Source organism: Algoriphagus sp. NBT04N3 (genome assembly GCF_019443765.1).
Classification (GTDB): domain Bacteria; phylum Bacteroidota; class Bacteroidia; order Cytophagales; family Cyclobacteriaceae; genus Algoriphagus; species Algoriphagus ornithinivorans.
Genome location: NZ_CP048415.1, coordinates 469,024 through 493,860 on the forward strand (window position 1 = coordinate 469,024; position 24,837 = coordinate 493,860).

Genomic DNA, 24,837 nt, shown 5'->3' on the forward strand with positions numbered 1-24,837 from the left:
AAAAAATTATCTTTTAGGTATCTTTTACTTATTTCGCCGCAGGCATATTTCTTTTATTTCAACTGTGTTTCATCCAAAAATCCCCCATGCCCCCTTTGTTCAATGAAGTCGTCCCATACTGAATTTACGTTTCCAAAGGGGGATTTAACCCGTATCTTGCCGAAGGCATATCTTAAAAAACATCTTTCCGACAACCTCAGGCTTGGGAATATTTCGCCGCAGGCGTATTTCTTTTATCTGAACTGTATTTCATCCAAAATCCCCCATGCCCCCTTTGTTCAATGAAGTCGTCCCATACTGAATTTACGTTTCCAAAGGGGGATTTGACCCGTATCTTGCCGAAGGTATATCTTAAAAATTATCTTTTAGGTATCTTTTTAATTATTTTGCCGCATGCGTATTTCAATTTATTTCTACTAGATTTCATCCAAAATCCCCCATACCCCCTTTGAAGAAAGAAGTCGTCCTACATTGAATTTACGTTTCCAAAGGGGGATTTGACCCGTATCTAGCCGAAGGCATATCTTAAAAATTATCTTATAGGTATCTTTTTAATTATTTCGCCGCAGGCGTATTTCTTTATTTCAACTGTATTTCATCCAAAATCCCCCTTGCCCCCTTTGAAAAAAGAATTCGTCCCAAACTTAATTTACGTTTCCAAAGGGGGATTTGTCCCGTATCTCGCCGCAGGCATATCTTAAAAATTATCTTTTAGGTATCTTTCAAATATTTCGCCGCAGGCGTATTTCTGTACTTCTTCTGTATTTCAAAAAAATCAAGCCACCCTTGACTCTGAGTGTAAGTCATAAGCCGCTACCAATAGTTGTCTCCCCGGAGAATCTCCGTAGCGCTCATAAGTCTGGATTTCATTCCGATTTTCGACAAATATGGGGAGGTATTTTTCATCCATTTCATCCCAAAAAATCAATAAATAACTGTAGGAAATCAGACTTTGCCTTCCTTTTTCCATCCAAGAATTAAATTCTTTCTCACTCAATGCCCGAGGATAATCAGGGCTGTCAAACATCATAAGCTAATCGTCTAATTTTTTTGCAAGCTAAGCATTCCAAAAATCGGGAGACTTCTTGGTTCTATTTTTTGATCCACTTATCAAATCATTTTTCTCCTGGAAATAGTTGGAAGACAGGGTTGATTGTTCTTGCCTGACTCAAATCTTGCATTAACTCCTTGACAATTTCTGGATATTTTTCAGCCAGATTGTATTTCTCCTCTGGGTCAGTTTCCAAATCATATAACTCCAATGCTGCATCTGGATTTTTCTGCAGACCTGTTCTAACTCCCTTCCAACTTCCTTTTCGAATCGCCTGCTTGCCGCCCTGCTCGATAAATTCCCAATACAAATACTCATGCGAATTCTGCTTTCCCTGATTGATGATTGTTGGGAGCATTGACACACCATCTGTTTCCTGATCCAACTGAATCCCCAGAATTGCTGAAAAGGTGGGCAGAAAGTCCCAAAATGCTGAAGCATGCTCACTGAGTCTTCCTCCCGAAATCACAGATGGCCATCTCATAATTAAAGGAACTCGAATTCCTCCTTCATAAAGGTCTCTTTTGAATCCCCTATATGGACCATTGCTATTAAAAAATTCCGGATCATGTCCTCCTTCTAAATGAGGTCCATTGTCTGTTGTGAAAATGATTAGCGTATTATCCTCTAGTCCACGCTCTTTCAGTAACTGTACGATTTCTCCTACCTGCAAATCCATTTCCTCCATCATGGCGGCAAATGTTGCTCTGGGGTATGGGTTAGACTGATAGCCACCTAAATTCATTTCAGGGCCATAATCCCCTCCTTTACCAGCTACATGGGCTTTTTCAGGTCCAAATTTCTGATGGTATTTTTCAATTCGGGCTGCTGAGGAAGCTGCCAGTTCTGCATGAGGAATGATCAAAGGGATATATAAAAAGAAGGGTTTACCAGAATCTTGCTTCTCGATGAAATTCAATGCCTCTTGATGGATCAGATCTGGAGCATAGGTGCTTTTCTCCGTCCAATCATTGCCTTCCAGAAATAGCTTCTCCCCGTTTTTCCACAAGTATTCTGGATAATAGCGATGAGCCAATCGCTGACAGTTGTATCCGAAAAACTCATCGATTCCTTGGTTTTCGGGAGAGCCACTGCTCTCAGGAAAGCCTAATCCCCACTTGCCGAATGCCGTCGTGGTATAACCAGCTTGTTTGAAAAGTTTGGGAATGGTCATCAAGGAATCCGGAAGTGGATATTGTCCTTCAGGCTGCATTTCTTTATTGCCACGAATGGGTGTATGACCAGTATGTAGTCCTGTCAAAAATGCTGAACGACTGGGAGCGCAGACAGTAGATCCAGCATAATGTTGGGTAAATAGGATTCCATCCTTTGCCAATTGGTCAATATTGGGAGTTTGGAATTTTTCCTGACCGGTGATTCCCAAGTCTCCATAACCCATGTCGTCCGCCAAAATAAAAATCACATTGGGTCTTTTAGATTGAGCAGATGCTGATAGATTAATTAGAAATAGAAAAAGCCAAAAGGATAAATTCTTGCACATAGTTTCTAGAGTATATAATGAAACTATAAAAGATTGAATAATAAGCCTAAACCGCCCGCCACATTTAGATAGTATTTGAACGATTTATACCCCCACTTGCTCAATTTCACCCCAGCTTTCCTTAAAGATCAAGCTAATTTGTGCTAATTCTTTTCTTTAAAACCATAAGCTTATCAGAATGATACTAGCAAAGGATTTTAAATCAAAAAGAATAAATTGCTTTAACAAACCCAAAATAAATGAGACCACTACTGCTGTTACTAGTGGCTTCAATGATGCTGCATCAAGCTTTTGCAATGCAGATTGAGCCTTCCCAAGAGGAGTTTTCGATTGATGTGTTGAATGTCCGGAGGGGATTACTTAGTAACTTTGTCACCAAGGTTGTATCAGATGAGAACAATTTGAAATTTTTCGCGACCGAGGGAGGGATTTCTAAGTTTGATGGATACAGTTTTACTGATTTTAGACCTGGAGAGGAATATCCAGGCCTAGAAAACGAAAACATCGAAATTCTTTTTAAGGATGGGGCCAATAAAATTTGGATTGGCACCAAAGAAGGTGGCCTTTCTGTTATGGACCCCAGGAAAAATACGATTCGAAATATGAATCATATTTTTTCATCCCTGACCACTAAAAAACTCCGGGTGATCTCAATTCAGCAAGATGGAAACGGCTTTATCTGGGCAGGTACTTGGAGTAGTGGACTTTTTGTCTTGGATCCCCTAAATGAAAAACTGATCCAACACTTTGCTACCGACCAGCCTATCTACAATGTTATCCGAGATAAATATGATAATATCTGGTTTATAGCAGGAAAGGAACTCAACAAATTTGACCCCTCAGAAAGTCGAAGAATCAGGTTTCAAACCAAAAACATTTATTTCAACTTAACTGAGGACGTTAAGCGTAATAAGATTTGGCTGGTGGGCAACAAAGGAAAAAATGTTTCTTTAGCTAATTTTGATTACGAACTCCAAAGTCTTAGAGAGGAGCTTCTGCCTATTCAAGCTACTTATGTCAAAAGTTTGGCCATAGATCAAAAAAATAGAATATGGATAGGAAGTTGGGGGGACGGGCTTTTTATAAGTGATCAGGATGCTAAAAATTTTAGAAAAATCAATACAAATCCTCAGGGTGCGGGTTTTGATAATATCAATTACTCCATCATCGTAAGTATTGATATAGATGAAAATGGGATAGCCTGGCTAGGGACATCCCATGGTGGAGTCCTGATTTTGTATCCGAATAAAGGCTTCGAAATCTCAAGAAACGTGGCTTTGGAGAATATCCCGGACCATAATATCACTGCATTTTATAAGGATAGTGAGGGTTTTTTATATAAAGGGACTTTGACAGAAGGTGTCTTTTCCAATCAAGGGAAGTCGAATTTTTCAAGATTAAGTCAAGTCCTTCCCAGCCGAATCAACTGTTTCTTTGAAAAAGGAAATGATTTATATGTTGGAACTGGGCAGGGGCTATATATTTTCAGAAATAGAAATTTTGCGCAACCTGAGAGGCACTTCGAAAATCAAAAAATCACCGCAATCCTTGTTGATACGAAAGATAGGCTGTGGTTGGGTACTCAGCAGTTGGGATTGAAAATGATTGATTCAACCAAAAAACTGGATGTTGGAAAATGGATTGTTTTTTCTGAAACCAATGCTGAACATCCTTTGTCCAACAATAGAATAAGCCAGATCAAAGAATCCAAAAACGGGGAGATTTGGATAGGGACTTATTCCGGGATCAATAAGTATGATGAGAAAAGCGGTAACTTCCTTCCGCAAGATAAATTGCTGAGCTCCTCCCTTTCTCCTAGTATTATCAATGATTTATACCTGCAGGACAATCTAATTTATTTGGGTACACCGAAAGGACTGATCATTTTAAAGAAAGAAGGTCAGTTGCTGGATTTAATACATTCATTTGACAGGAAATCAGGTCTTACCAATGATTTTATCTGTGCCTTGGAAGAAGATAGATCCGGAAATCTCTGGATTTCCACCACTACTTCATTGACAAAATATAATCCAGCTCAAAAATCCTTTATCAACTATGATAGAGAAGATGGGGTGATGATTAATTCATTTCACATCGGATCTTCTTTCAAGGATGCAAACGGGCTTTTGTATTTCGGGGGCTCTAATGGTTTGATTTCATTTGACCCATCTAAAATATCTGAAAGTATAGAGGTTCCCGAAGTAGTGTTGACCAAGCTCATTGTCAACAACAAAACTTTGAATGTGGGTGATGAAGTGGATGGGAAGATCATTTTGGAAAACTCTATAGAAAACACGGAGTCTATTGAATTGGATTACAGTCAAAATCACCTTTCACTGATGTTTACCGTGAATGACTTTTTGGGAGCAGATAATATTTTTTATTCCTACAAGTTGAAAGGGCTTCAGGATGAATGGGTAAATCTTGGAGCCAATAATCAAATCAGTTTTACCGGATTAAGATGGGGTGATTATGAATTATTGCTCAGAGCTAGTAGAAATAATCAGGACTGGAGTCCGGAAAGGAGATTATTCATTCAAATCGACACTCCTCCTTGGCTGACTTGGTGGGCATTTCTAGGGTATTTTCTACTTACTGTCGGAATATTGTTTTTGATTCGTTATGTATCAGCAAGGCAGGCAAGATTGGAAGCTGAGCTTCGCATCATCCAAATTGAAAAAGAAAAGGAGCATGAATTAAGCGAAGCTAAGATTACCTTTTTCACAAATATTTCTCATGAATTCCGCACACCATTAACATTGATCCTGAGTCCGATTACAGAGCTTCTCAGCAATTTCGAACTGAAAGAAACGGTAAAAGAAAAACTGCTCTTGGTAGAGTCAAACGGAAAGCGAATGCTGGGTTTGATCAATCAATTACTGGACTTTAGAAAATCCGAACATGGTCTTTTAAAACTGAATCCAACCAGGTCAGATTTTGTAGGTTTTGCAAAAGAGGTTTATCTCAGCTTTAAAATCCTTGCCATCAAAAAGCAAATTAATTACCATTTTGAAAGCGATTTGGATCAGTTGAACTTGGATTTCGATAGATCTCAAATGGAAATTGTCCTTTGTAATCTCCTTTCGAATGCCTTTAAATACACCAAAGATGGAGGAGAGATTAGTTTGGAGTTGACCAAAAATTCTGATTCAATCAAAGTAAGTGTTAGAGATAATGGAATCGGCATGAGTTATCAGGAGTCTAAACTGGTATTTGATAGATTCTATCAAGTTCAGAATGCAGAGACCTCTAATCTGGTCGGAAGTGGGATTGGATTGGCATTTTCCAAAAATATTGTGGATCTGCATCATGGTGAAATCGACTTGGATTCTGAGCCAGGAGTCGGAACTTGTATTTTCTTCTCCTTACCACTCAATGTCGATCTTTCTGAAGTTAAGGAAGTGGCTCCTGATTCTGAAATTGCTACGGAGAAGGTCCTAGACTTGGACTTCGAGCATAAAGATGTTCTCAAGATTGATCAGGAAGGGAAAGAAATCAGTATTCTCATTGCTGATGACAATGAAGATATTCGGGTCTATCTACGATCTCTACTGAGTGAGGAGTACCATATTTGGGAAGCTGAAGATGGGGAGCAAGCCTTGACTATGATTCAGAATGAAATGCCAGATTTGGTGATTTCAGATGTGATGATGCCTAAAATGGATGGGATCAAACTCTGTCATGAAATCAAAAATCAAATCAACATTTCCCATATTCCAGTAATCCTATTGACAGCCCGGACATCCATTGCTTACGAAATGGATGGCTTGCAGACAGGTGCCGAGGATTACATTACCAAGCCATTTAATCCCGGTATAGTTAAAACTCGGGTTAAGAATATTCTGGAAAACAGAAAAAAGCTTCGAGAATACTTTTTAAATAAAGTTCGCTTTGAACCAGATTCCAAAGAAGTGGTGGAGCATGATTTGGATGCGCAGTTTATTGAAAAAGCCATCTCCTTGGTCAACGCCAATTTACTCAATGAGGAATTTGGAATAGAAACCATGGTAGATGAACTCTGCATGAGTCAGTCTACCCTTTTTAGAAAAATAAAATCCCTCACAGGTCTATCTATAACCGCATTCATTCGCTCTGTCAAATTGAAAAAAGCGGCTCAATTGATTTTGCAAACAGACTACAAACTCAGTCAGGTTGCCTATGAAGTTGGCTTTAATGATTACAAACACTTCAAGAAATCCTTTCAGCAGCAGTTTGGTTGTCTCCCTTCGGATTACAAATCACTCATTCTCCAAAAAGCCGAATAAAACCCTTTCAAAAGCATCCAAATGGGTGCTTTTTTTAATGATTGAATGATTTGTCTACTGACTTGAATGATTCATACCCCTTATATATGAAGATGAAAATCAAAATTTGGATAAGTTTTAATTAGTAATAACCCAAAATTTTCCTTTCATGGATAGAAATTCTACAGATGATCTCTCAAAGAATAAGAGATCTGGAATGGGGCTTATTTTAAGGAATTGCCTGCTGGTGCTGGGGCTTTTTCTCATAAGCTTCTCAGCAACGATAGCCAGACAGAGTGCCAAATCAGTCTCTGGTACAGTGACCTCAGTTTCCGATAATTCTCCTATCCCAGGAGTTGTAGTCTTAGTTAAAGGAACCAATCAGGGAACTGTCACGGATTTGGATGGGAAGTTTTCCATCAATGTGCCTTCATCAGAATCAGTCTTGGTTTTTAGTCTGATAGGATTCAATACTCAAGAAATTCAAGTTGGAAACCAGTCAGTAATCAATTTAGCGTTAGCTGAATCAGAATCCCTCTTGGAAGAAGTGGTGGTTGTTGGCTATGGTGAACAGAAAAAACTAAACCTAACCGGCTCTGTAGAAACAGTGAGGTTTGATGAGGCAGTGAACCAGCCTGTAACCAACTCTGCACAGTTGATGTACGGTAAATTTGCAGGAGTTCAATTAACTCAGTCCACAGGACTTCCTGGTGCAGATGGATCTGCAATTATCATTCGTGGGATTGGAACTTTCGGTGGAACCAATCCTTTGGTTGTGATTGACAACATCCAATACGAAGGGCTAGCGGAATTTAATAATCTAGCTCCATCTGATATTGAAAGTATTTCAGTGCTTAAGGATGCTTCGGCTTCCGCAATTTATGGTGCAAGAGGAGCTAATGGAGTACTAGTTGTTACCACCAAAAAAGGATCCAAGGGTAAATTCTCTGTGGATTACAATAATTACTTTGGAGTTCAGCAAGTTACAGTTGTTCCTGAATATTTGGATGCTATAAACTATGCATTATTAAAAAATGAGAGAGACCGAAATGTGAATGGTCAAAACTCTCCGATGAGATTTTCTGAAGCTGATATTCAAGCTATCAGAAATGGAACAAATCCTGATCAGTTTGCTAACACCAACTGGGCTGATGTGGCTCTTCGGGACGCACCAATTCAAAATCATTATCTCTCTTTTACAGGAGGAACTGACAGAACTTCATTCAGAGTCTCTCTAGGCTATTTGAACCAGGAAGCAGTAGTACGAGGAAAGTTTAAATCAGATAGATACAATTTAGGAATTAACCTCTCTGTAAATGCCAATGACTGGTTAACCTTGACCAATGTAACCAATGCTTATTGGTCCAGATTTGTAGGACCAAGTGGCGGTGCAGGCGCGATTACTGGGGAAACAGGTATCATTAATCAGTTTCAGCGATCCTCTCCAACAGTACCGGTAAGATATTCTAATGGAGAATTGGGCGTAGTTGATGGAGCATATCAAAATGTAAACTTTTCTTACCCAATTAATAACGTATTGTTAACCGGTAACTTTGGGGACTTTAGTAATGATAATATCAACATCAGTGAGCGAATTGGTTTGAAAGCAAAAATTAGTAAAAAGCTAACTTTTGAGACTAGCGGTAGTGCAATTATCAACTTTGCTAATATTTCAAATTTCAGACCAACGAATATACTAAGAGATTGGGAGGGGGAAGTAGTTCTTCAAAACGAATTGAATGATTTGAATAATAATCTGAACTTTAATTACAGATTATTGAATGAAAATATTTTCCGTTACACAACCAGTCTAAATGAAGTTCACAATTTCGACTTTATGCTGGGTCATTCTGTGATTTATGATAAAGCGGATGGATTTTCAGGCTCATTACAGGGCTTCCCATCTGACGCCATTCAGGAATTTAATGGGGGAGGGGTAATTAATCCGTCTGTAAGTGGAGGAGCATCTGAAGAAGCTTGGCAGTCATTTTTTGGAAGAGTGAATTATAATTACAATGAAAAGTATCTTTTTGAAGCTAACGTAAGAAGAGATGGTTCTTCCAAATTTGGTCCAACGAATAGATATGGAACATTCCCTTCTGTTTCTGCTGGATGGAATATCGGAAGAGAAGTTTTCTTAGCAGGATCTGAAGTTTTGGCTGATTTGAAATTGAGAGCCAGCTGGGGAATTAGTGGTAATGACCGGATTGGGAATTACATCTATGAGCAAACCTACAACACTGGATTAGATTATCATTTGGGTGTAGATGGCATTGTGCCGGCGGTTGCTTTAACTTCATTGGCCAACCCATTTATTACCTGGGAGACCATCGAACAATTTGATATAGGTGTGGATGTAGCTCTTTTTGCCAATAAATTGAATGTGACAGCAGATTATTTTAAAAGAATAAGCTCTGATATTCTCTATACCAATTTTCCAATTCCAAATACGATTGGAGTAACCAATTTGGCTGCTCAAAATGCAGCAGGCATGGAAAACAGCGGAATTGAATTAGGAATAAATTATAGAGAGACAATTGGGAAATTGAAAATGAATATCTCTGCCAACGTCACGAAGATGGCAGATAATAAGGTGACTGATTTAGGTCCTGGAGGAGAGGAAACCATCAGTGGTAATACGATTATTCGAATCGGAGCTCCTTTCAATTCTTACTTTGGATATCAAGTGCTTGGAGTTTTCCAAACACAAGAGGAGGTTGATAATGCACCACAGCAATTTGGCAGTAACCTGACAAGACCGGGGGACTTGAAGTACGCTGATATTTCCGGACCTGATGGAGAGCCAGATGGCGTTGTCAATGCATTTGACAGAACTATAATTGGAAATCCATTCCCGAATTGGATCTATGGTTTCAATGCCTGATTTCAAATGTCTGGTTTTGACCTGAACTTAGTATTCCAAGGAGTTGGAAGAATCGATAGATATTTGGACGGCAATGGTCAAACCCCAATGGAGGGAGACAGAAACAATGCATTAGCCTATTGGATAGACAGATGGACTCCTGAAAATCCTTCCGAAACTCTTCCAAGATTAGGAGGGGTGAATAATGCCGTTACTTCCTCTTTCTACGTGCAGGATATGTCTTATTTGAGACTTAGAAATATAGAATTGGGATATACTTTACCTGCTGATTTTTCGAAAATTGCGCTTTTACAAAAAGCCAGAATCTTCGTGAGTGGTCAGAACTTGTTGACTTTCACCAAAGTCAAAAACTTTGACCCGGAAAGGCAAAGAGGTGGTAACACAGATCAAACCACCCCGCTTTACAAAGTCGTTTCCGCAGGTGTCAACTTTAAATTTTAATCGAGATGAAAAAACTCATATATCTAATCAGTATCCTTTTCTTGGCCTCTTGTTCTGAGGATTATCTCGAAAGAGGTTCCTTGACCCAGTTGGCAGAAGGTAATTTCTGGCAAAATGAAAAAGATGCCTTGTTAGGCATCAATGGAGTGTATGAAGTCCTCCAAGATAGAGTGATGTATAGTGGAAATTTAAATGGAGTGGCAGGAATTCCACAACATGACAGCTTCGCTGATAATACATTCAATAATTACAAGTTTGAAGGGCCCGGGAATTTCGTAGAAGGCAGAGCTGATCCCGCTTATGGATTCTTTCTTTCCTTTTGGACTTCTCTTTATAGAGGGATAGCCAGAGCAAATGTGGCTATTGAAAACATTGCCCGAATTCCGGATAGTAATATTAGTGCTTCTTCAAGAGATGCATTGGTAGCTCAGGCAAAATTCTTACGAGCGCTGTTCTATTTCAACTTAGCTGTTTATTTTGAAGATGCTCCTCTGATTACTTCGACTCAGACCTTGGAAGAAGCATATGTTCCTAAAAATAGTTATGAAGAACTGAGAGCATTTGTTATTTCAGAATTAAGAGCAGCAGCTGATGCATTGCCTGTGTCCTATCCTCCCTCTCAATTCGGCTATGCTACCAAAGGTGCAGCACTTTCTCTGTTAGCCCGTTTTGAATTGTATAATCAAAATTATGGGGAGGTAATCAGACTAACTTCTGAAATTATGTCCTTGGGATACCAATTGCATCCGAGCTATGAGCAATTGTTTACAGAGGCAGGCGAGCAGTCAAAGGAAATTATCTTCTCAGTGAGATTTATTCAGGATCAGTCGAATAATGGGGAAACTTTCTCCTCTACCTTCTTGGGTATTCCTAAGGTAAATGTGCAGCCAATGCCAAATTTGGTTAATTCCTATTTGTGTATAGATGGCTTACCTATTTCATCTTCTCCTCTTTATAACCCACAAAAACGTAAGGAAAATAGAGATCCTAGATTGGGTGCTTCCATCTATTTTGAGGGGGATATTTTCGTAAAATACTTGGATAGACCTTTTAGAGGGAATACAGCCACCAAGTTTGGATTAAAAAAGTATGTAAGAGATGATCAATCTGCAGATGGCATTGCACCATTCAGTCCGGGAGGTCAGGATTTTTATGTGATTCGCTATGCTGATGTACTCTTGATGCGTGCAGAAGCTTTGGCAGAATCAGGTCAGTTGAGTGAAGTATATCCTCTACTGGATCAAATCAGAACCCGTGCGGGAATGCCTACTGTAACGAATGTAAATGGTACTAATCTTAGTCAATCGGAATTATTGAATTTAGTCCGATTGGAAAGAAGAGTAGAATTGGCATTTGAAGGATTAAGATTTATGGATGTGAAGAGATTGGGTGAAGTGGAGGCGGCTTATGCTCGCGCCAAAGCTGATCCAGTAGGTCCATATAATCCGCAGTATCGAGGCAGACTTTCTGAGGTTTTTGCAATCCCGCAATCTGAGATAGACGCCAATCCAAATTTGGTTCAAAATCCAGTTTGGAATTAAAAAGTAATAATCAATTCATAGATAGATTGGTCAATCACTCCCACCCGATATAGGGTGGGGGTGTTTACTTGTTCATCCAAATACATGAAAAAATTACAGCTCTTAGTAAGCATATTGCTCTTTTCTTTGACCTGCTGGTCACAGAGTAGATCACCAGAAGATAGACCAAATATCATAGTCATTTTGACTGATGATCAAGGATATGCAGATGTAGGATTTAATGGTAGCACCGATATACCTACACCAGGAATTGATAGGATTGCCAGCAATGGCGTGGTTTTCAGTTCTGGTTACGTATCATTTGCCGTATGTGGTCCAAGCAGAGCAGGCTTAATAACAGGTAGGTATCAAGATAGATTTGGCTTTGCCAGAAATCCTCTTTTGGCTCCTAAGGATTCCACCATGGGCTTACCATTGTCAGAGGAAACCATGGCGGATTTGTTGAAAAAAGCAGGATATAGAACTGGCGCTATTGGAAAATGGCATTTGGGAGCACATCCAAGCTTAGTTCCTAATAAAAGAGGATTCGATGAATTCTACGGGTTTCTTTCAGGAGGGCATCAATATTTTCCTGAAAAGTGGGTGCTCAATGACCTCTCAGAAGCCAGAGATCAATGGGATGGATATAAAACCAAGCTTTTAAAGAATGATGAAAGAGTCAATGAGCAAGAATACCTGACAGATGCGCTTTCAAGAGAGGCTTTGAATTTTGTCAATAATAATGCTGATCAACCCTTCTTCTTGTATTTAGCTTACAATGCGCCTCATGCGCCTATGCAGGCCACTGAAAAGTATTTAAGCAGGTTTCCTGAAATAAAAGATGAAAAAAGGAGAACCTATGCGGCAATGGTCAGTGCGGTGGATGATGGAGTAGGTGCCTTATTGGATTTGCTAAAAACCCTCAATATAGAAGAGAATACGCTAGTTTTTTTCCTTTCAGATAATGGCGGGCCTACCAAAGACAATGGATCAAATAATAAGCCCCTGAGAGGTTTTAAAGGTGATTTCTTTGAAGGTGGAATCAGAGTTCCTTTTGCCTTGCAGTGGAAAGGGCAGGTTCCCTCAGGTCAAAGATATGATGCGCCTATCATCTCATTGGACATCTTCGCAACGGCGGCTTCTTTAGCAAATGTTAAGCCTAAAAATGAGCTAGATGGAGTTGACTTGATTCCTTATTTGACGGGGAATAAGAAAGGGATTCCACATGAGGAACTGTATTGGAGAAACTACAATGCCAATCGCTTTGCCATTCGTTCCGGTGACTCTAAGATGATTATGCAGCCCAATCAAAACTTCCTGTTTGATCTTTCTAAGGATTTGTCTGAATCCAAAAATCAATTTTCAATACAAGAGGCTTTGGCTAAAAAGCTATCGGAAAAATTAGAAGCCTGGAAAAAGCAATTGATGGATCCTATTTTCTTGGGTCTTTTGGAAGATGAGGAGTATAGCCGCTTGCATCCGGATAGATACACACCGGATAGAAAAATTGAAAACTAAAGAAAACAAACACTTTTAAACTATTTACAATGAATTTACAAAACAGAATAAAGTCCATTCTGGGCCTCTTGTTCCTATTTTTTGCTGGGAATGCAGCCTTGGCAACAGATTACTATTTCCATCCAAAAATGGGAAATGATACTAATTCCGGACTTAGTAAGAATCAGGCTTTTCAAAGCCTTGATAAAGTGAAATCTCTGAATCTTCAGGCCGGGGATAGGATTTTGTTGGCCGAAGGACAAACTTTCAACGGAAGCTTGGAAATCATAGGGTTGAAGGGAGAAAAAAATGAGCCCTTGGTGATTAGCAGCTACAGCGAACAGAATAATTCTCCTTCCAAACTAGCAAGGATTGATGCAAAGGGATATTTGAACGGTATATTAATAGAAAATTCCTCTTTTGTCAGAGTTCAGAATTTGGAAATCACGGCTGAAGGCTATGGAAAGATGTCTCCCGAGGGTCAAATGCGGGTAGGAGTACTGATCCGTGCCAATAAAAAAGGCGGAGTGAAAGGAGTAACCTTAGATAACTTGATAATTTCCAGAGTTTTTTTCGAGGAAAAAGGAATTCAGAGAAGTGCTGAAGAAGTCAAGTCAGCCAATGGAACTCAAAAATATGGCTGGGGAATTCGGGTAATGAATCAATCAGATTCCGAGATGATAGAGGATATCGAGATTTTAAATTCCCATATCTCAGATCTTAGTCATACGGGTATTAAATTAACTGGGAATACTGATCAAAATATCCGCAGGATTACGATAAAAGGGAATACTGTTCACAGAACGGGAGGACCTGGAATTCAGATGTCCGGAGTAAAATTTGTTTACGTGGCAGATAATGAAGTAATGTATTCCGGCAGCAATGATGATGGGAGAAAATGGGGAAGAGGAAGCGGATTATGGACTTGGAGTTCCTCCATGGTATTGATCGAGAAAAATAAATTTATGTACGCTAATGGCCCGGGCGATTCTGCTGGTGCTCACATTGATTTCAACTGTGACAACATTGTGATGCAGTATAACTTCTCAGCCTATAATGCCGGAGGTTTTGCTGAGATATTGGGGAATAATTACAATTGTGCTTATCGCTACAATATTTCTGTAAATGACGGCCATAGGATTAAAGGACAAAATGGGGCTTTTCAAGAGGGTAAAATATTCTGGTTGAGTGGCTATCAAGGAGGCGACAAGGAGAGAAAGGGACCAGTTAATTCTTATTTTTATAATAATACGATTTATGTCAGTGAAGAAATAGTTGCAAAAATTGCGATAGACAATCGTTCCAAAGGGGTGCTAATTGCCAATAATATTTTTCATATTCCGGGAAAGACGGAGTTGGTAGCAGGAGATCAATATAAGCCTGATGATGAGTCGAATAGGGAGTTGGAAGACGTTTTTTTTAAGAATAATCTATTTGTCAAAAATGGTCTTTGGCCTGAAAATGCGCTGATTCAATCAGAAGATGGAATTGTTGGAGATGCTCAATTTAGAGTGCCAGGGGGATTAAATGTAGAAGACTACATTCCTCAAAATGTTGCTGTAGTTCAGAGTGGGGTAAAAGTACCATTCCTTTCAGGGGATGAGTTTGGATTGATTGATGGTCTTCATCTGAGTAAGGACATATTAGGCAATCCAATTTTGGATAATCCTGGAATTGGTGCCATTCAGGTTTTTCCTCAAATGGCAGAAAAGAAAAATGATTAAAATGAAAGTAAAGCCTAAGATTTACCAAATACCCAAATTTAAATTTATGAAGAATAGGTCTATTAGTTTTTTTGCAATCCTGTTGGGAATGGTTTTTTCCCTCGCATGTCAAAATAAAAAGGTGGATGAAGAAGCTCCATCTAAGAAGCCCAACATCGTCTTTATCTACATGGATGATTTGGGATATGGAGATGTGAGTGCCTATGAAGCTGGGACGCTTCAAACCCCAAATATGGATAAATTAGCAAATGGGGGAGTAAAGTTTACCAATGGATATGCCTCATCTGCCACTTGTACTCCGAGCCGGTATGCAATTTTGACAGGTACTTATCCTTGGAGAAATCAGGATGCTAAAATTCTTCCCGGAACAGCTCCTCTTTTGATTGATACAGCTCAATTGACACTACCGAAAATTTTACAAAACCAAGGTTATCATACAGCGGTAATCGGTAAATGGCATTTGGGACTGGGAAATGGAAGCGTGGATTGGAATCAGCAAATTAAGCCAGGTCCTAATGAGGTGGGGTTTGATTTTTCCCACATCATGGCCGCCACCCAAGATCGAGTACCCACAGTCTATATAGAAAATGGACAAGTGGTTAATTTGGATCCTAATGACCCTATTCAGGTGGATTATGATCAGAACTTTGAAGGAGAGCCCACTGCAATCTCCAATCCAGAACTCTTGACTATGAAATGGCATCATGGTCACAATAACAGCATCGTTAATGGAGTGCCTAGAATTGGATTTATGAAAGGTGGTGCAAGTGCCAAGTGGAGTGATGTGGATATGGCTGATCATTTTTTGGCCAAAGCCAAGGAATATGTTTTAGAAAAAGCCCAGTCAGACAGTCCATTTTTCTTGTATTATGGATTGCAGCAGCCACACGTTCCAAGGACTCCTCATCCTAGGTTTGAAGGAAAGTCAGGCATGGGGCCGAGAGGAGATGTGATTCTGGAAGCGGATTGGGTGATTGGAGAATTCATCAAGGCTTTGGAAGAAGCTGGGATTTTGGAAAATACCTTAATTGTTTTCACTAGCGATAATGGGCCTGTACTCAACGATGGATATTACGATGATGCTGTTGAGAAATTAGGTGACCATACTCCAGCAGGGCCATTGAGAGGGGGCAAATATTCTTTATTTGAGGCTGGGACAAGAGTTCCTTTTGTCACCTATTGGAAAGGGAAAATCCAACCGGGAGTTTCTGATGCTTTGGTTACTCAGATTGATTTGTTGGCATCAATTTCCGCTTTGGTTGGAAGTGAGCAAAGTGCCCCAGACAGCCAGAATTTATTAGATACATTTCTTGGGAAAAGCGAAAAAGGAAGAGATGCTTTTGTATTGGAGGCTACAACAAAAACAGCTTTAAGACAAGGGGATTGGATTATGATCCCGCCGTATCCAGGACCGGCAGTTCAAAATCAGGTCAATATTGAATTGGGAAACTCGAGTGATTATCAATTGTATAATCTCAAGGAGGATCTTGAACAGCAAAATAACTTGGCATCAAGCAATCCTGAAAAGCTCCAGGAAATGATTCGAAAGTATGAGGAAATCAGGGGTTCGAATGGTCAAATTCAACAATTAGAGTTAAAGTAATTGATCACCAATCAATAAAAAGCCCGGGGAACCGGGCTTTTTTTTCATACGCTTAACTGATCTTGACACTCATTGATTGAATAGCCTTAAGGGTCGTTCCTATTTTTTAATGAAGCGATATTCAGTTCAATGCTAAAAAATTCCTACAGCTTTAGCTGGTGAATAAAGGTTAGAACTAAATCCAAATCTGGTTTCTTCAAAACCAATATTTAAATAAAGAATTGGATTGCCCTTAATGGAGTATACCCTGAACAAACACACTGTTAATCAATTACTCAGTTACTCAATTACACAAATACCCATTCTAACGAGTCTAATCAATATTCTCTGGTCCGGCCTCTCGAAGAAGTTTATCTTCCATTCTCTTTTTGTCTTCTTCTATCAAGTCAAGCGTCACATTAATTTCAAAGCTAATGAGGATAATCAGAGAAGTGATATACAACCACAGCATCAAACCAATCAATGTTCCGATAGAACCGTAAAGTTTGTTGTAGCTGGCAAAATTATTCAGATAAAAGGTAAATCCGTAAAAAGCTAAAGTAATCAATAGACCTGCGATGTTAGCACCTACTGAAAAGAAATGCCACTTATCATGTATCGCTGGAGCATGCCTGAATACAAATGCTGTCGTAAAGTAAAAAACGGCTAATAGAACCAAAAACTTTAAGCTATTGAATAAGAAAATTAAGAAGTCAGAATTGAATAACTGCATTTCCTCAATTCTGGTGATGACAATTGAGCCCAAAATCATAATTGTACTGGCTGCGAAAATCGCCAACACTAAAGCAACCACGATACTGATGGCAATTACACGGCTTTTGAAAAAACCTCTACTCTCTTTGGTTTGATACACTGAGTTGAAAGACATCATCATAGACATCACCCCTTGAGTACTGGCAAATAGTGCGAAAAAGAAACCGATAGATAATAAGCTTTGTCGGGGTTTGGATACAATATCCATAATCGTGGTTTCCAACTGACTGTATATTTCCCCGGGTAAACTCTCCTGCACAAAAAGTAATATATTTTCTGTAGTCACATAGGGAACAAAATCCTGCAAATAAGGAACAAGATTTAATAAAAAAAGCATGGTTGGGAACAAAGCAATCGTAAAGCTGAAAGCCATTGAACCTGCTCTTTCATTGATATCATCTTTTTGAAGCTGCTGGATAAAAATATTTCCTAGGTCGTAGACATTTTTATACGGATCTCCTAGATGGACATTTTTTAAGCTTAACAGCCAATCATCGAATCTTTTACGTGCTTTTTTTATCCTTTTTTTAACCACAGATAAGGAATTCTAAAAATAGGGTTTCAATAAAGCTAATAAATTTTGAGGAGGTCTAGTGGGTTGATGACTTACTTTTTTTAAAAAAGCCAAGGTAGTCCAGCCCTCTGTGATCAGCTCATCGGCCTCATTAAAAACCTGATACTCAAATCTTATTTTCACTCCCGGGAGTTGAGGGATCTGGGTTTTGATGGTCAAAAGCTCATCGTATTTACCCGGCTTTAGATAACGAAAATGGGTTTCTAAAACCGGCATCATAATTCCCTCTTCCTCCATTTGTCTGTAGGAAAAACCTACACTTCTCATAGCTTCCACTCTAGCTACCTCAAAATACATGGCATAATTGCCATAGTATACATAGCTCATTTGATCTGTTTCGGCATATCTTACCCGGATTTGTGTTTCGGCTTGATACATCTTAAAATATTTTTGCTGCATTCAATGCGGCCTGATATCGTCTGGCATTCGCATTATGCTCTGATAAGGTTTTTGCAAAAGCATGATAGCCTGAGAAATCCTCCTTCGCACAGAAGTATAGATAATCATGGTCTTCATAATTCAGGACAGCATCCAAAGAATTGATTTCTGGAAGATTAATAGGTCCAGGAGGAAGACCTGCGTATTTGTAGGTGTTGTAAGGGCTTTCAGTTTCTTTGTGGATATTGAGGATTCTCTTGAGAGAGAAGTCTCCTAAGGCAAAAACCAGCGTTGGATCAGCCTGCAAAGGCATATTCAACTTCAAGCGATTGAGATAAACGCCGGCAATTTTTGCTCTTTCATCCTTTTTCTGACTTTCTGCCTGAACAATACTGGCTAAGGTTGAAACTTCCTTTGGATTCAAACCCAATTCTGCTGCTTTCCTTTTTCTTTCATCCGTCCAGAAATCATTATACTCCTTATACATTCTATCGAAAAGGGCTTCCGGAGATGTATTCCACCAAACTTCATAAGTATTGGGGATAAACATGCTCATGATTGTTTCCTCGTTAAAATCGAATTTTCTGATGTAAACAGAGTCTTGGAGTAAGGCTAGAAACTGCTCTTCTTCCAATTCCAAATTGTCGGAAATTTTTTCCGCCAAATCCTCTTTGGTTCGCACATTATTAAAAGTAATCCGAACCGGAGTTTGTCTTCCTGACCTCAACAGTCTCACCAATTCCAGATTCGTCATTCTAGGTTTGATCGTGTAGAGTCCCGGCTTGACAAGTTCCTGATAGCCAAGAACCTTAGCTACAAAAGCAAAGCTGACCGCATCATTGATGATTTGATCATCATACAGCTTATTAGCTACATATTTATAATTGGCATTGCTTGGTATTCTTAGAGCAATGGGTTGATCAGGCTCCGAAAAAGTATTGGGACTGAAGAATACCTGATAGAAATAGAAGGTCATCGAAATTCCCAATACGGAGAAAGTGATGATCAGAATGAGCAGTAATTTTTTCTTTTTGTCGGCGATCATATGAGCAAAAATAGGAAATAGCTTTAAAACGCTAAGTAGAAACTTTCAATGGGTCTATTTTTTCTATCGAACAAAATATGGTTAATGCTTATAGAATTTGAAATTCCTAACTATCTTGTTAAAACATCTTTTTATACTATGATTAAGCGTTTGTATTTCCTTTTGTTTGCCTTGGTTGCAGTTTTTTCCTGCGAAACTCCAAAAACTCCCGATCAGATCTGGGAAGAATCAAAAACTCAAATTTTCAATCCTCAAGGATTATCTTTTCAATCCAAAATGGTTTGGGAAAACCCCAATTTCCATGAATTTGATACTACTTTCAGAAGTTTTGAGGCTAGAAAAATAAAGGATGAATATTTTGACTATGCCTATATAGGAAAGAGAGATAATTATACTTTCGCGTATTTGGGAGGAGTGCTGCAGTCTATTGATCATGAAAAGAAAACCGTAGAAATTACTTCCATTGAGCAAGATTCTCTCAACTTTATCAATACCCTTTCTAATAATGGCTTTCTTTCTTTTTCTCCATTAGGCTTGATGAAAAAAGAAGGCTGGTCCTTTGTAAAAGATACCATCGTCGACAATAAAATCTATTTTGATTACTTACAGATCGAAATGGATACCACGATTGATAAAACCAAAGTGTTGCTTGAAAATCACCTTTTTATTAATCCCTCTAATGCTATTCCGGTTTGGTATAGCAGACGTTTGTACCATCATGGGAAAAGGAATCAATTGATAGAGATTTACTTTTCTGATTATAAATTTTCTGAAGGAAATGAAGAGTTGACCTTAGAAATACCGAGCTCTTATGTAAGTAAGACAGAGCGGGAATCTGAAACTCGACTGCCTTTGGAGGTAGGGGAAAAGGCGCCTGATTTTGAATTGGTTGATATGGAGGGTAATCCTGTCAGATTATCGGAGCTCAAAGGAAAAAGGGTGCTATTGGACTTCTCTATGATAAATTGCGGATGGTGTAAAATTGCAATCAACAAATTCAAAGACGAAGACTTTGCCTTTGACTCAAATTTGGTTCCATTATACATCAATCCGGTCGATAGCAAAGAACTGATGGAAAAATACCTTCGAACTAATTCTATTCCTTTTCCTGTCCTAGTGGGAGCTAGTGAATTGGGCAAATCCTATAAAGTCTCCGGTTATCCTACCTTTTATATTATAGATGAAAACGGGAAAATTGAATTTGTTCAAATAGGGTTTAGTGATAACTTTATTGATCAGTTGAATAGGAAAGAGAACTCCTGATGATCATACCAGTCACCTGCGCAATAATTTTATTTGAAGGCAAGGTTTTGGCAACACAGCGGTCTGAATTTATGAATCTACCAGGACTTTGGGAGTTTCCAGGGGGAAAGGTAGAATCAGGGGAAAGTCCTGAGGACTGCCTGCATAGAGAAATCAAAGAAGAACTGAACATAGAAATTGATTTATTGGAAAGCTGGGATTCCTCCGAGCATTCCTACCAACGGGGGAAAACCATACAGTTGATTCCATTTTTGGCTTCTTACAAAGCAGGCGAATTGATACTTTCGGAGCATGCTGCTTATCGTTGGCTGGGTTCAAGTGAACTTTTTGAAGTAAATTGGGCACAAGCTGATATTCCCATTGTGCAGGAACTGAGTAGAAAGTGGGAATCCATTCAAAAGAACTATTAATTTTAAGTATGCCTGCTGAATTTATACGTCTGTACGAAGAGAATCCCGAACCTAAAAAGGTTAAGGAAATAGTAGAAATCCTGAGAGATGGGGGAGTAGTAATCTACCCTACGGATACAGTCTATGGTATGGGCTGTGATATTACTAATCAAAGGGCAATTGAACGTATCGCTAAGATCAAAGGGATCAACCCGAAAAAGCATAATTTTTCTTTCATCTGCGCTGATTTGAGCGATATTGCTCAATACACTCGAGTGATTACCAAGCCAGTTTTCAAAATGATGAAAAAGGCATTTCCGGGACCTTTCACCTTTATTTTGGAAGCAAATTCAACAGTTCCTAAGATCCTCCATTCCAATAAAAAAACAGTGGGTATTCGTGTTCCCAATCATAATATTCCTAGGACCTTGGTTCAGGAATTGGGGCAGCCTATTCTTACCACATCCATTCACGACGAAGATGAGGTAGTAGAATATAGCACGGACCCTGAATTGATTTTCGAGAAATACCAGCACTTGGTAGATGTGGTTATTGACGGTGGCTACGGACAAAATGTAGCCTCAACTATTTTAAATTGCACAGGCGATGAAGTGGAAGTAATCAGGGAAGGCCTGGGAAATGTTGAGGACTTATTTTAGAAATCTTTCCTTTTTTTAAATCGGAAAAAGACTTCAATTTCGCTTTCTCATCCTAAGAAAATCATGCGCCAAATTATTGCCGACCTTTTTTATTTGCCCAACCTGGAATTTTTTTCAGCTATTTCACAATGCGAGACACTTTACATTTCTCCCTTTGATACCTATCAGAGAAAATCATACTTCAACAGAACTCAGATTCTTCTCAGTAATAAAGTAGAGACACTTTCTATCCCAATAGTGGGAAGACGACCTAGGCTTCCATTGGGAGAAATTCAGATTGATTACAACCAAAAATGGCTGGCTACTCACCTTCGGGGAATCCAAAGTGCCTACGGGAAGGCACCTTTTTTTGAATTTTTTTTTCCATACATCGAAAGTATTTACGAGCAGGAAATCCCCTCTTTATGGGATTTAAATTACAAATTCCTGACAATCTGTCTTAAACTTTTGCAGCTATCTGTCAAAGTGCAGGTGCTTGAAAAAGCTGAGGAATTGCCAGATGCTTGGGACATAAGAGGTCAAATAAAGCCCTCAGAGCACTTTTCGAACAGAAATTATTATCAGGCGGAGCCTTATACCCAACTTTTTGGCTTAGACTTTGAGCCTAACCTCTCCGTACTGGATTTGCTCCTTTGCGAGGGACCCGCAGCAAAAAAATTCCTCTTAAAGTCTGCAAAAAAACAATGAACAATCCTCAAAAGGATTGTGTTTTTAAAACAAATTCGGTAACATACGTACAGGATTATTAAACAATCAGAAAGGAATTAAATGGAAGCAAAATTTTCGAACAGAGTCAAAGAGGTGATCTCTCTCAGTCGCGAAGAAGCTCTTCGCCTGGGACATGATTATATTGGTACGGAGCACCTCTTATTAGGGATGATTCGTGAGGGGGAAGGTGTAGCTGTTTCCATTCTTAAAAAATTGGGCGTACCCTTGGACGAACTTCGGTCGGCGATCGAACGTGCCGTCAAAGGTACAGCAAATCACAATGTGAAGAACATGGCCAATATACCTCTGACCAGACAGTCAGAGAAGGTATTGAAAATAACTTATTTGGAAGCAAAAATCTTTAAGAGCCAATTAATTGGTACAGAGCATTTGTTGCTTTCCATTTTGAGGGATGAAGAAAATATTGCCACACAGATTTTGAACAAGTTTGACATCAATTACGAAGCTGTCAAAGAAATGCTGGAAATGCAGTCTGATCCGGGAATGAGTCCGAGATCAAAAGCTGAAGCAGAAGATTCAGATGATGATGGTTCTAAATTGTTCGGTTCTCCAGGCGGTGGATCAGGCTCTTCTAAAGCCGGTGCGGAAAAATCCCGCACTCCAGTTTTAGATAATTTTGGCCGTGATTTGACCAAAATGGCGGAAGATGATAAGCTAGACCCAATTATAGGACGGGAAAAAGAAATAGAGCGTGTTGCACAAATTCTTTCCAGAAGAAAGAAAAACAACCCAATACTTATAGGTGAACCTGGGGTAGGTAAAACTGCCATCGCAGAGGGCCTTGCCTTGAGAATTGTACAGAAAAAAGTATCTCGTGTCTTATTCAACAAACGTGTCGTGACTTTGGATTTAGCCTCTTTAGTGGCAGGTACGAAGTATAGAGGTCAGTTTGAGGAGAGAATGAAAGCCGTCATGAACGAGCTTGAAAAGTCACCAAATGTGATCTTGTTCATCGATGAGCTTCACACTATCGTTGGAGCAGGAGGAGCATCAGGCTCTTTGGATGCTTCCAACATGTTCAAGCCGGCATTAGCCAGGGGAGAAATTCAATGTATAGGAGCTACGACTTTGGATGAATATCGTCAATACATCGAAAAGGATGGTGCTTTGGCGAGAAGATTCCAGATGGTCATGGTAGATGCTACCTCTCCGGAAGAGACTGTGCAGATTCTTCATAATATCAAAGACAAGTATGAAGATCATCATAATGTCAACTACACAGAGGAGGCTATTGAGGCATGCGTCAAATTATCTGACCGGTACATCTCTGATAGATTCTTACCTGATAAGGCGATTGATATTCTAGATGAAGCTGGAGCTAGAGTGCACATCAACAACATTCATGTGCCGGAAGATATTCTAAAGCTCGAGGCTGAGGTAGAAGATATCAAAAATGAGAAAAATCGAGTGGTAAAATCTCAGAAGTATGAGGAAGCCGCTCAATTGAGAGATAAAGAGAAGAAACTTCTTGAGCAACTTGAAGTCGCTAAAGTAAGATGGGAAGAAGAAAGTAAGTCCAAAAGATTTACCGTAGACGAGGACAATGTGGCTGAGGTAATTGCCATGATGACTGGAATTCCTGCAAAGCGAATTGCTCAGAATGAAGGAGCGAAATTGCTCAATATGAATGAGGAGCTTGCCGGAAAAGTTATCGGGCAGGATGAAGCTATCAAGAAGCTTACGAAAGCTATTCAGAGAACGAGAGTTGGTCTGAAAGATCCTAAAAAGCCAATCGGTTCCTTTATTTTCCTGGGTCCTACCGGTGTAGGTAAAACAGAGTTGGCAAAGATGCTGGCGACCTACCTATTTGACAAGGAAGATTCCTTAATTCGAATTGATATGTCTGAGTATATGGAGAAGTTTTCCGTATCCAGATTGGTAGGAGCCCCTCCAGGATATGTTGGATATGAAGAAGGTGGACAATTGACTGAGAAAGTCAGAAGAAAGCCTTATTCAGTAGTCCTTTTGGATGAGATTGAAAAAGCTCACCCAGATGTATTCAATATCTTATTGCAAGTATTGGATGACGGTATCTTGACCGACGGATTGGGTAGAAGAGTTGACTTCAGGAATACCATTATCATCATGACATCTAATATTGGTGTCAGAGATTTGAAGGATTTTGGAGCTGGAATTGGTTTTGCCAACAAGGCGAAGCAGGACAATATGGACGAGATTATGAAATCTACCATTCAGTCTGCTTTGAAAAAGGCATTTAGTCCAGAATTCCTGAATAGATTAGATGATGTGGTAGTATTCAACTCCTTGAATAAAGAGCATATCTTCAAAATTATCGACATCTCTTTGGGCAAACTCTTCCACAGAATCACTGATTTGGGATACAAGATTGAATTGACCGAGAAGGCCAAGGAATTCTTGTCTGATAAAGGATATGATCAGCAATATGGTGCAAGACCATTAAACAGAGCTATTCAGAAATATCTGGAAGATGCTGTGGCTGAAGAAATCCTGAAAGGTGATTTGTCAGAGGGAGATATCATCACCGCCGATTATGACGGTGAGGGTTCTGAATTGACTATCACTGTGAAAAAGAAAGAAAAAGCTGAGGAGTAAAAATCCTC

General features: G+C 39.3%; 17 protein-coding genes. 12 read left to right on the forward strand and 5 right to left on the reverse strand.

Annotated features, from left to right (window positions below; genetic code table 11):
* Positions 1-775: 775 nt before the first annotated feature.
* Together GYM62_RS02130 and GYM62_RS02135 are read right to left on the reverse strand one after the other, a co-directional pair.
* Complete coding sequence (locus GYM62_RS02130) at positions 776-1,030, reverse strand: hypothetical protein (protein ID WP_370627652.1); 255 nt, start codon at positions 1,028-1,030, stop codon at positions 776-778.
* 85 nt (positions 1,031-1,115) lie between these two features.
* The gene (locus GYM62_RS02135) at positions 1,116-2,552 is read right to left on the reverse strand and encodes an arylsulfatase (protein WP_219958117.1); all 1,437 of its coding nucleotides are present in this window, start codon (positions 2,550-2,552) and stop codon (positions 1,116-1,118) included.
* A 239-nt stretch (positions 2,553-2,791) separates the two neighbouring features.
* Between GYM62_RS02135 and GYM62_RS02140 the strand changes: the two genes are divergently transcribed.
* The 7 genes from GYM62_RS02140 (at position 2,792) to GYM62_RS02170 (ending at position 16,465) form a co-directional block, all read left to right on the forward strand.
* Positions 2,792-6,817, forward strand: a complete 4,026-nt coding sequence (locus tag GYM62_RS02140; RefSeq protein WP_219958118.1) for a two-component regulator propeller domain-containing protein — start codon at positions 2,792-2,794, stop codon at positions 6,815-6,817.
* Between the two features lie 148 nt (positions 6,818-6,965).
* Entirely contained in the window at positions 6,966-9,680 is a 2,715-nt protein-coding gene (locus GYM62_RS02145; RefSeq protein ID WP_219958119.1) for a SusC/RagA family TonB-linked outer membrane protein, read from the forward strand.
* 6 nt (positions 9,681-9,686) lie between these two features.
* The gene (locus GYM62_RS02150; protein WP_219958120.1) at positions 9,687-10,121 is read left to right on the forward strand and encodes a hypothetical protein; all 435 of its coding nucleotides are present in this window, start codon (positions 9,687-9,689) and stop codon (positions 10,119-10,121) included.
* 5 nt (positions 10,122-10,126) lie between these two features.
* Entirely contained in the window at positions 10,127-11,662 is a 1,536-nt protein-coding gene (locus GYM62_RS02155) for a RagB/SusD family nutrient uptake outer membrane protein (protein WP_219958121.1), read from the forward strand.
* An 84-nt stretch (positions 11,663-11,746) separates the two neighbouring features.
* The gene (locus tag GYM62_RS02160) at positions 11,747-13,159 is read left to right on the forward strand and encodes a sulfatase-like hydrolase/transferase (RefSeq protein ID WP_219958122.1); all 1,413 of its coding nucleotides are present in this window, start codon (positions 11,747-11,749) and stop codon (positions 13,157-13,159) included.
* 29 nt (positions 13,160-13,188) lie between these two features.
* Entirely contained in the window at positions 13,189-14,862 is a 1,674-nt protein-coding gene (locus tag GYM62_RS02165) for a right-handed parallel beta-helix repeat-containing protein (protein ID WP_219958123.1), read from the forward strand.
* 46 nt (positions 14,863-14,908) lie between these two features.
* Positions 14,909-16,465: an arylsulfatase gene (locus GYM62_RS02170; protein ID WP_219958124.1), complete on the forward strand. Its 1,557-nt coding sequence runs from the start codon at positions 14,909-14,911 to the stop codon at positions 16,463-16,465.
* Between the two features lie 313 nt (positions 16,466-16,778).
* Here GYM62_RS02170 and GYM62_RS02175 read toward each other — a convergent pair whose 3' ends face one another.
* Genes GYM62_RS02175 through mltG form a run of 3 tightly spaced genes read right to left on the reverse strand, consistent with a single transcriptional unit; the run spans position 16,779 to position 19,215 of the window.
* Positions 16,779-17,753, reverse strand: a complete 975-nt coding sequence (locus tag GYM62_RS02175) for a YihY/virulence factor BrkB family protein (RefSeq protein ID WP_219958125.1) — start codon at positions 17,751-17,753, stop codon at positions 16,779-16,781.
* Between the two features lie 12 nt (positions 17,754-17,765).
* The gene (locus GYM62_RS02180; RefSeq protein ID WP_219958126.1) at positions 17,766-18,170 is read right to left on the reverse strand and encodes a thioesterase family protein; all 405 of its coding nucleotides are present in this window, start codon (positions 18,168-18,170) and stop codon (positions 17,766-17,768) included.
* 1 nt (position 18,171) lies between these two features.
* Positions 18,172-19,215, reverse strand: coding sequence for an endolytic transglycosylase MltG (gene mltG / locus GYM62_RS02185; protein WP_219958127.1), 1,044 nt, complete (start codon positions 19,213-19,215; stop codon positions 18,172-18,174).
* Positions 19,216-19,353: 138 nt separating this feature from the next.
* On the opposite strand from mltG, the gene GYM62_RS02190 reads away from it, so the two are divergent.
* The 5 genes from GYM62_RS02190 (at position 19,354) to GYM62_RS02210 (ending at position 24,829) form a co-directional block, all read left to right on the forward strand.
* On the forward strand, positions 19,354-20,478 hold the full coding sequence (locus GYM62_RS02190) for a peroxiredoxin (RefSeq protein WP_219958128.1): 1,125 nt from the start codon (positions 19,354-19,356) through the stop codon (positions 20,476-20,478).
* Positions 20,478-20,888, forward strand: a complete 411-nt coding sequence (locus tag GYM62_RS02195) for a (deoxy)nucleoside triphosphate pyrophosphohydrolase (protein WP_219958129.1) — start codon at positions 20,478-20,480, stop codon at positions 20,886-20,888. The genes GYM62_RS02190 and GYM62_RS02195 overlap by 1 nt, the downstream gene beginning before the upstream one ends.
* A gap of 8 nt (positions 20,889-20,896) precedes the next feature.
* Positions 20,897-21,526: an L-threonylcarbamoyladenylate synthase gene (locus GYM62_RS02200; RefSeq protein ID WP_219958130.1), complete on the forward strand. Its 630-nt coding sequence runs from the start codon at positions 20,897-20,899 to the stop codon at positions 21,524-21,526.
* Positions 21,527-21,589: 63 nt separating this feature from the next.
* Positions 21,590-22,213 carry a WbqC family protein gene (locus GYM62_RS02205; protein ID WP_219958131.1) on the forward strand — a complete coding sequence of 208 codons (624 nt, stop codon included), beginning with the start codon at positions 21,590-21,592 and terminating at the stop codon, positions 22,211-22,213.
* An 81-nt stretch (positions 22,214-22,294) separates the two neighbouring features.
* A complete protein-coding gene (locus tag GYM62_RS02210) occupies positions 22,295-24,829 on the forward strand; it encodes an ATP-dependent Clp protease ATP-binding subunit (RefSeq protein ID WP_219958132.1) in 2,535 nt (844 codons plus the stop codon).
* Positions 24,830-24,837: the final 8 nt, after the last annotated feature.

Coding starts and splice junctions, on each gene's coding strand:
- GYM62_RS02130 (WP_370627652.1), bottom strand. CDS start 1,030: ATGATGTTTGACAGCCCTGATTATCCTCGGGCATTGAGTGAGAAAGAA.
- GYM62_RS02135 (WP_219958117.1), bottom strand. CDS start 2,552: ATGTGCAAGAATTTATCCTTTTGGCTTTTTCTATTTCTAATTAATCTA.
- GYM62_RS02140 (WP_219958118.1), top strand. CDS start 2,792: ATGAGACCACTACTGCTGTTACTAGTGGCTTCAATGATGCTGCATCAA.
- GYM62_RS02145 (WP_219958119.1), top strand. CDS start 6,966: ATGGATAGAAATTCTACAGATGATCTCTCAAAGAATAAGAGATCTGGA.
- GYM62_RS02150 (WP_219958120.1), top strand. CDS start 9,687: ATGTCTGGTTTTGACCTGAACTTAGTATTCCAAGGAGTTGGAAGAATC.
- GYM62_RS02155 (WP_219958121.1), top strand. CDS start 10,127: ATGAAAAAACTCATATATCTAATCAGTATCCTTTTCTTGGCCTCTTGT.
- GYM62_RS02160 (WP_219958122.1), top strand. CDS start 11,747: ATGAAAAAATTACAGCTCTTAGTAAGCATATTGCTCTTTTCTTTGACC.
- GYM62_RS02165 (WP_219958123.1), top strand. CDS start 13,189: ATGAATTTACAAAACAGAATAAAGTCCATTCTGGGCCTCTTGTTCCTA.
- GYM62_RS02170 (WP_219958124.1), top strand. CDS start 14,909: ATGAAGAATAGGTCTATTAGTTTTTTTGCAATCCTGTTGGGAATGGTT.
- GYM62_RS02180 (WP_219958126.1), bottom strand. CDS start 18,170: ATGTATCAAGCCGAAACACAAATCCGGGTAAGATATGCCGAAACAGAT.
- mltG (WP_219958127.1), bottom strand. CDS start 19,215: ATGATCGCCGACAAAAAGAAAAAATTACTGCTCATTCTGATCATCACT.
- GYM62_RS02190 (WP_219958128.1), top strand. CDS start 19,354: ATGATTAAGCGTTTGTATTTCCTTTTGTTTGCCTTGGTTGCAGTTTTT.
- GYM62_RS02195 (WP_219958129.1), top strand. CDS start 20,478: ATGATCATACCAGTCACCTGCGCAATAATTTTATTTGAAGGCAAGGTT.
- GYM62_RS02200 (WP_219958130.1), top strand. CDS start 20,897: ATGCCTGCTGAATTTATACGTCTGTACGAAGAGAATCCCGAACCTAAA.
- GYM62_RS02205 (WP_219958131.1), top strand. CDS start 21,590: ATGCGCCAAATTATTGCCGACCTTTTTTATTTGCCCAACCTGGAATTT.
- GYM62_RS02210 (WP_219958132.1), top strand. CDS start 22,295: ATGGAAGCAAAATTTTCGAACAGAGTCAAAGAGGTGATCTCTCTCAGT.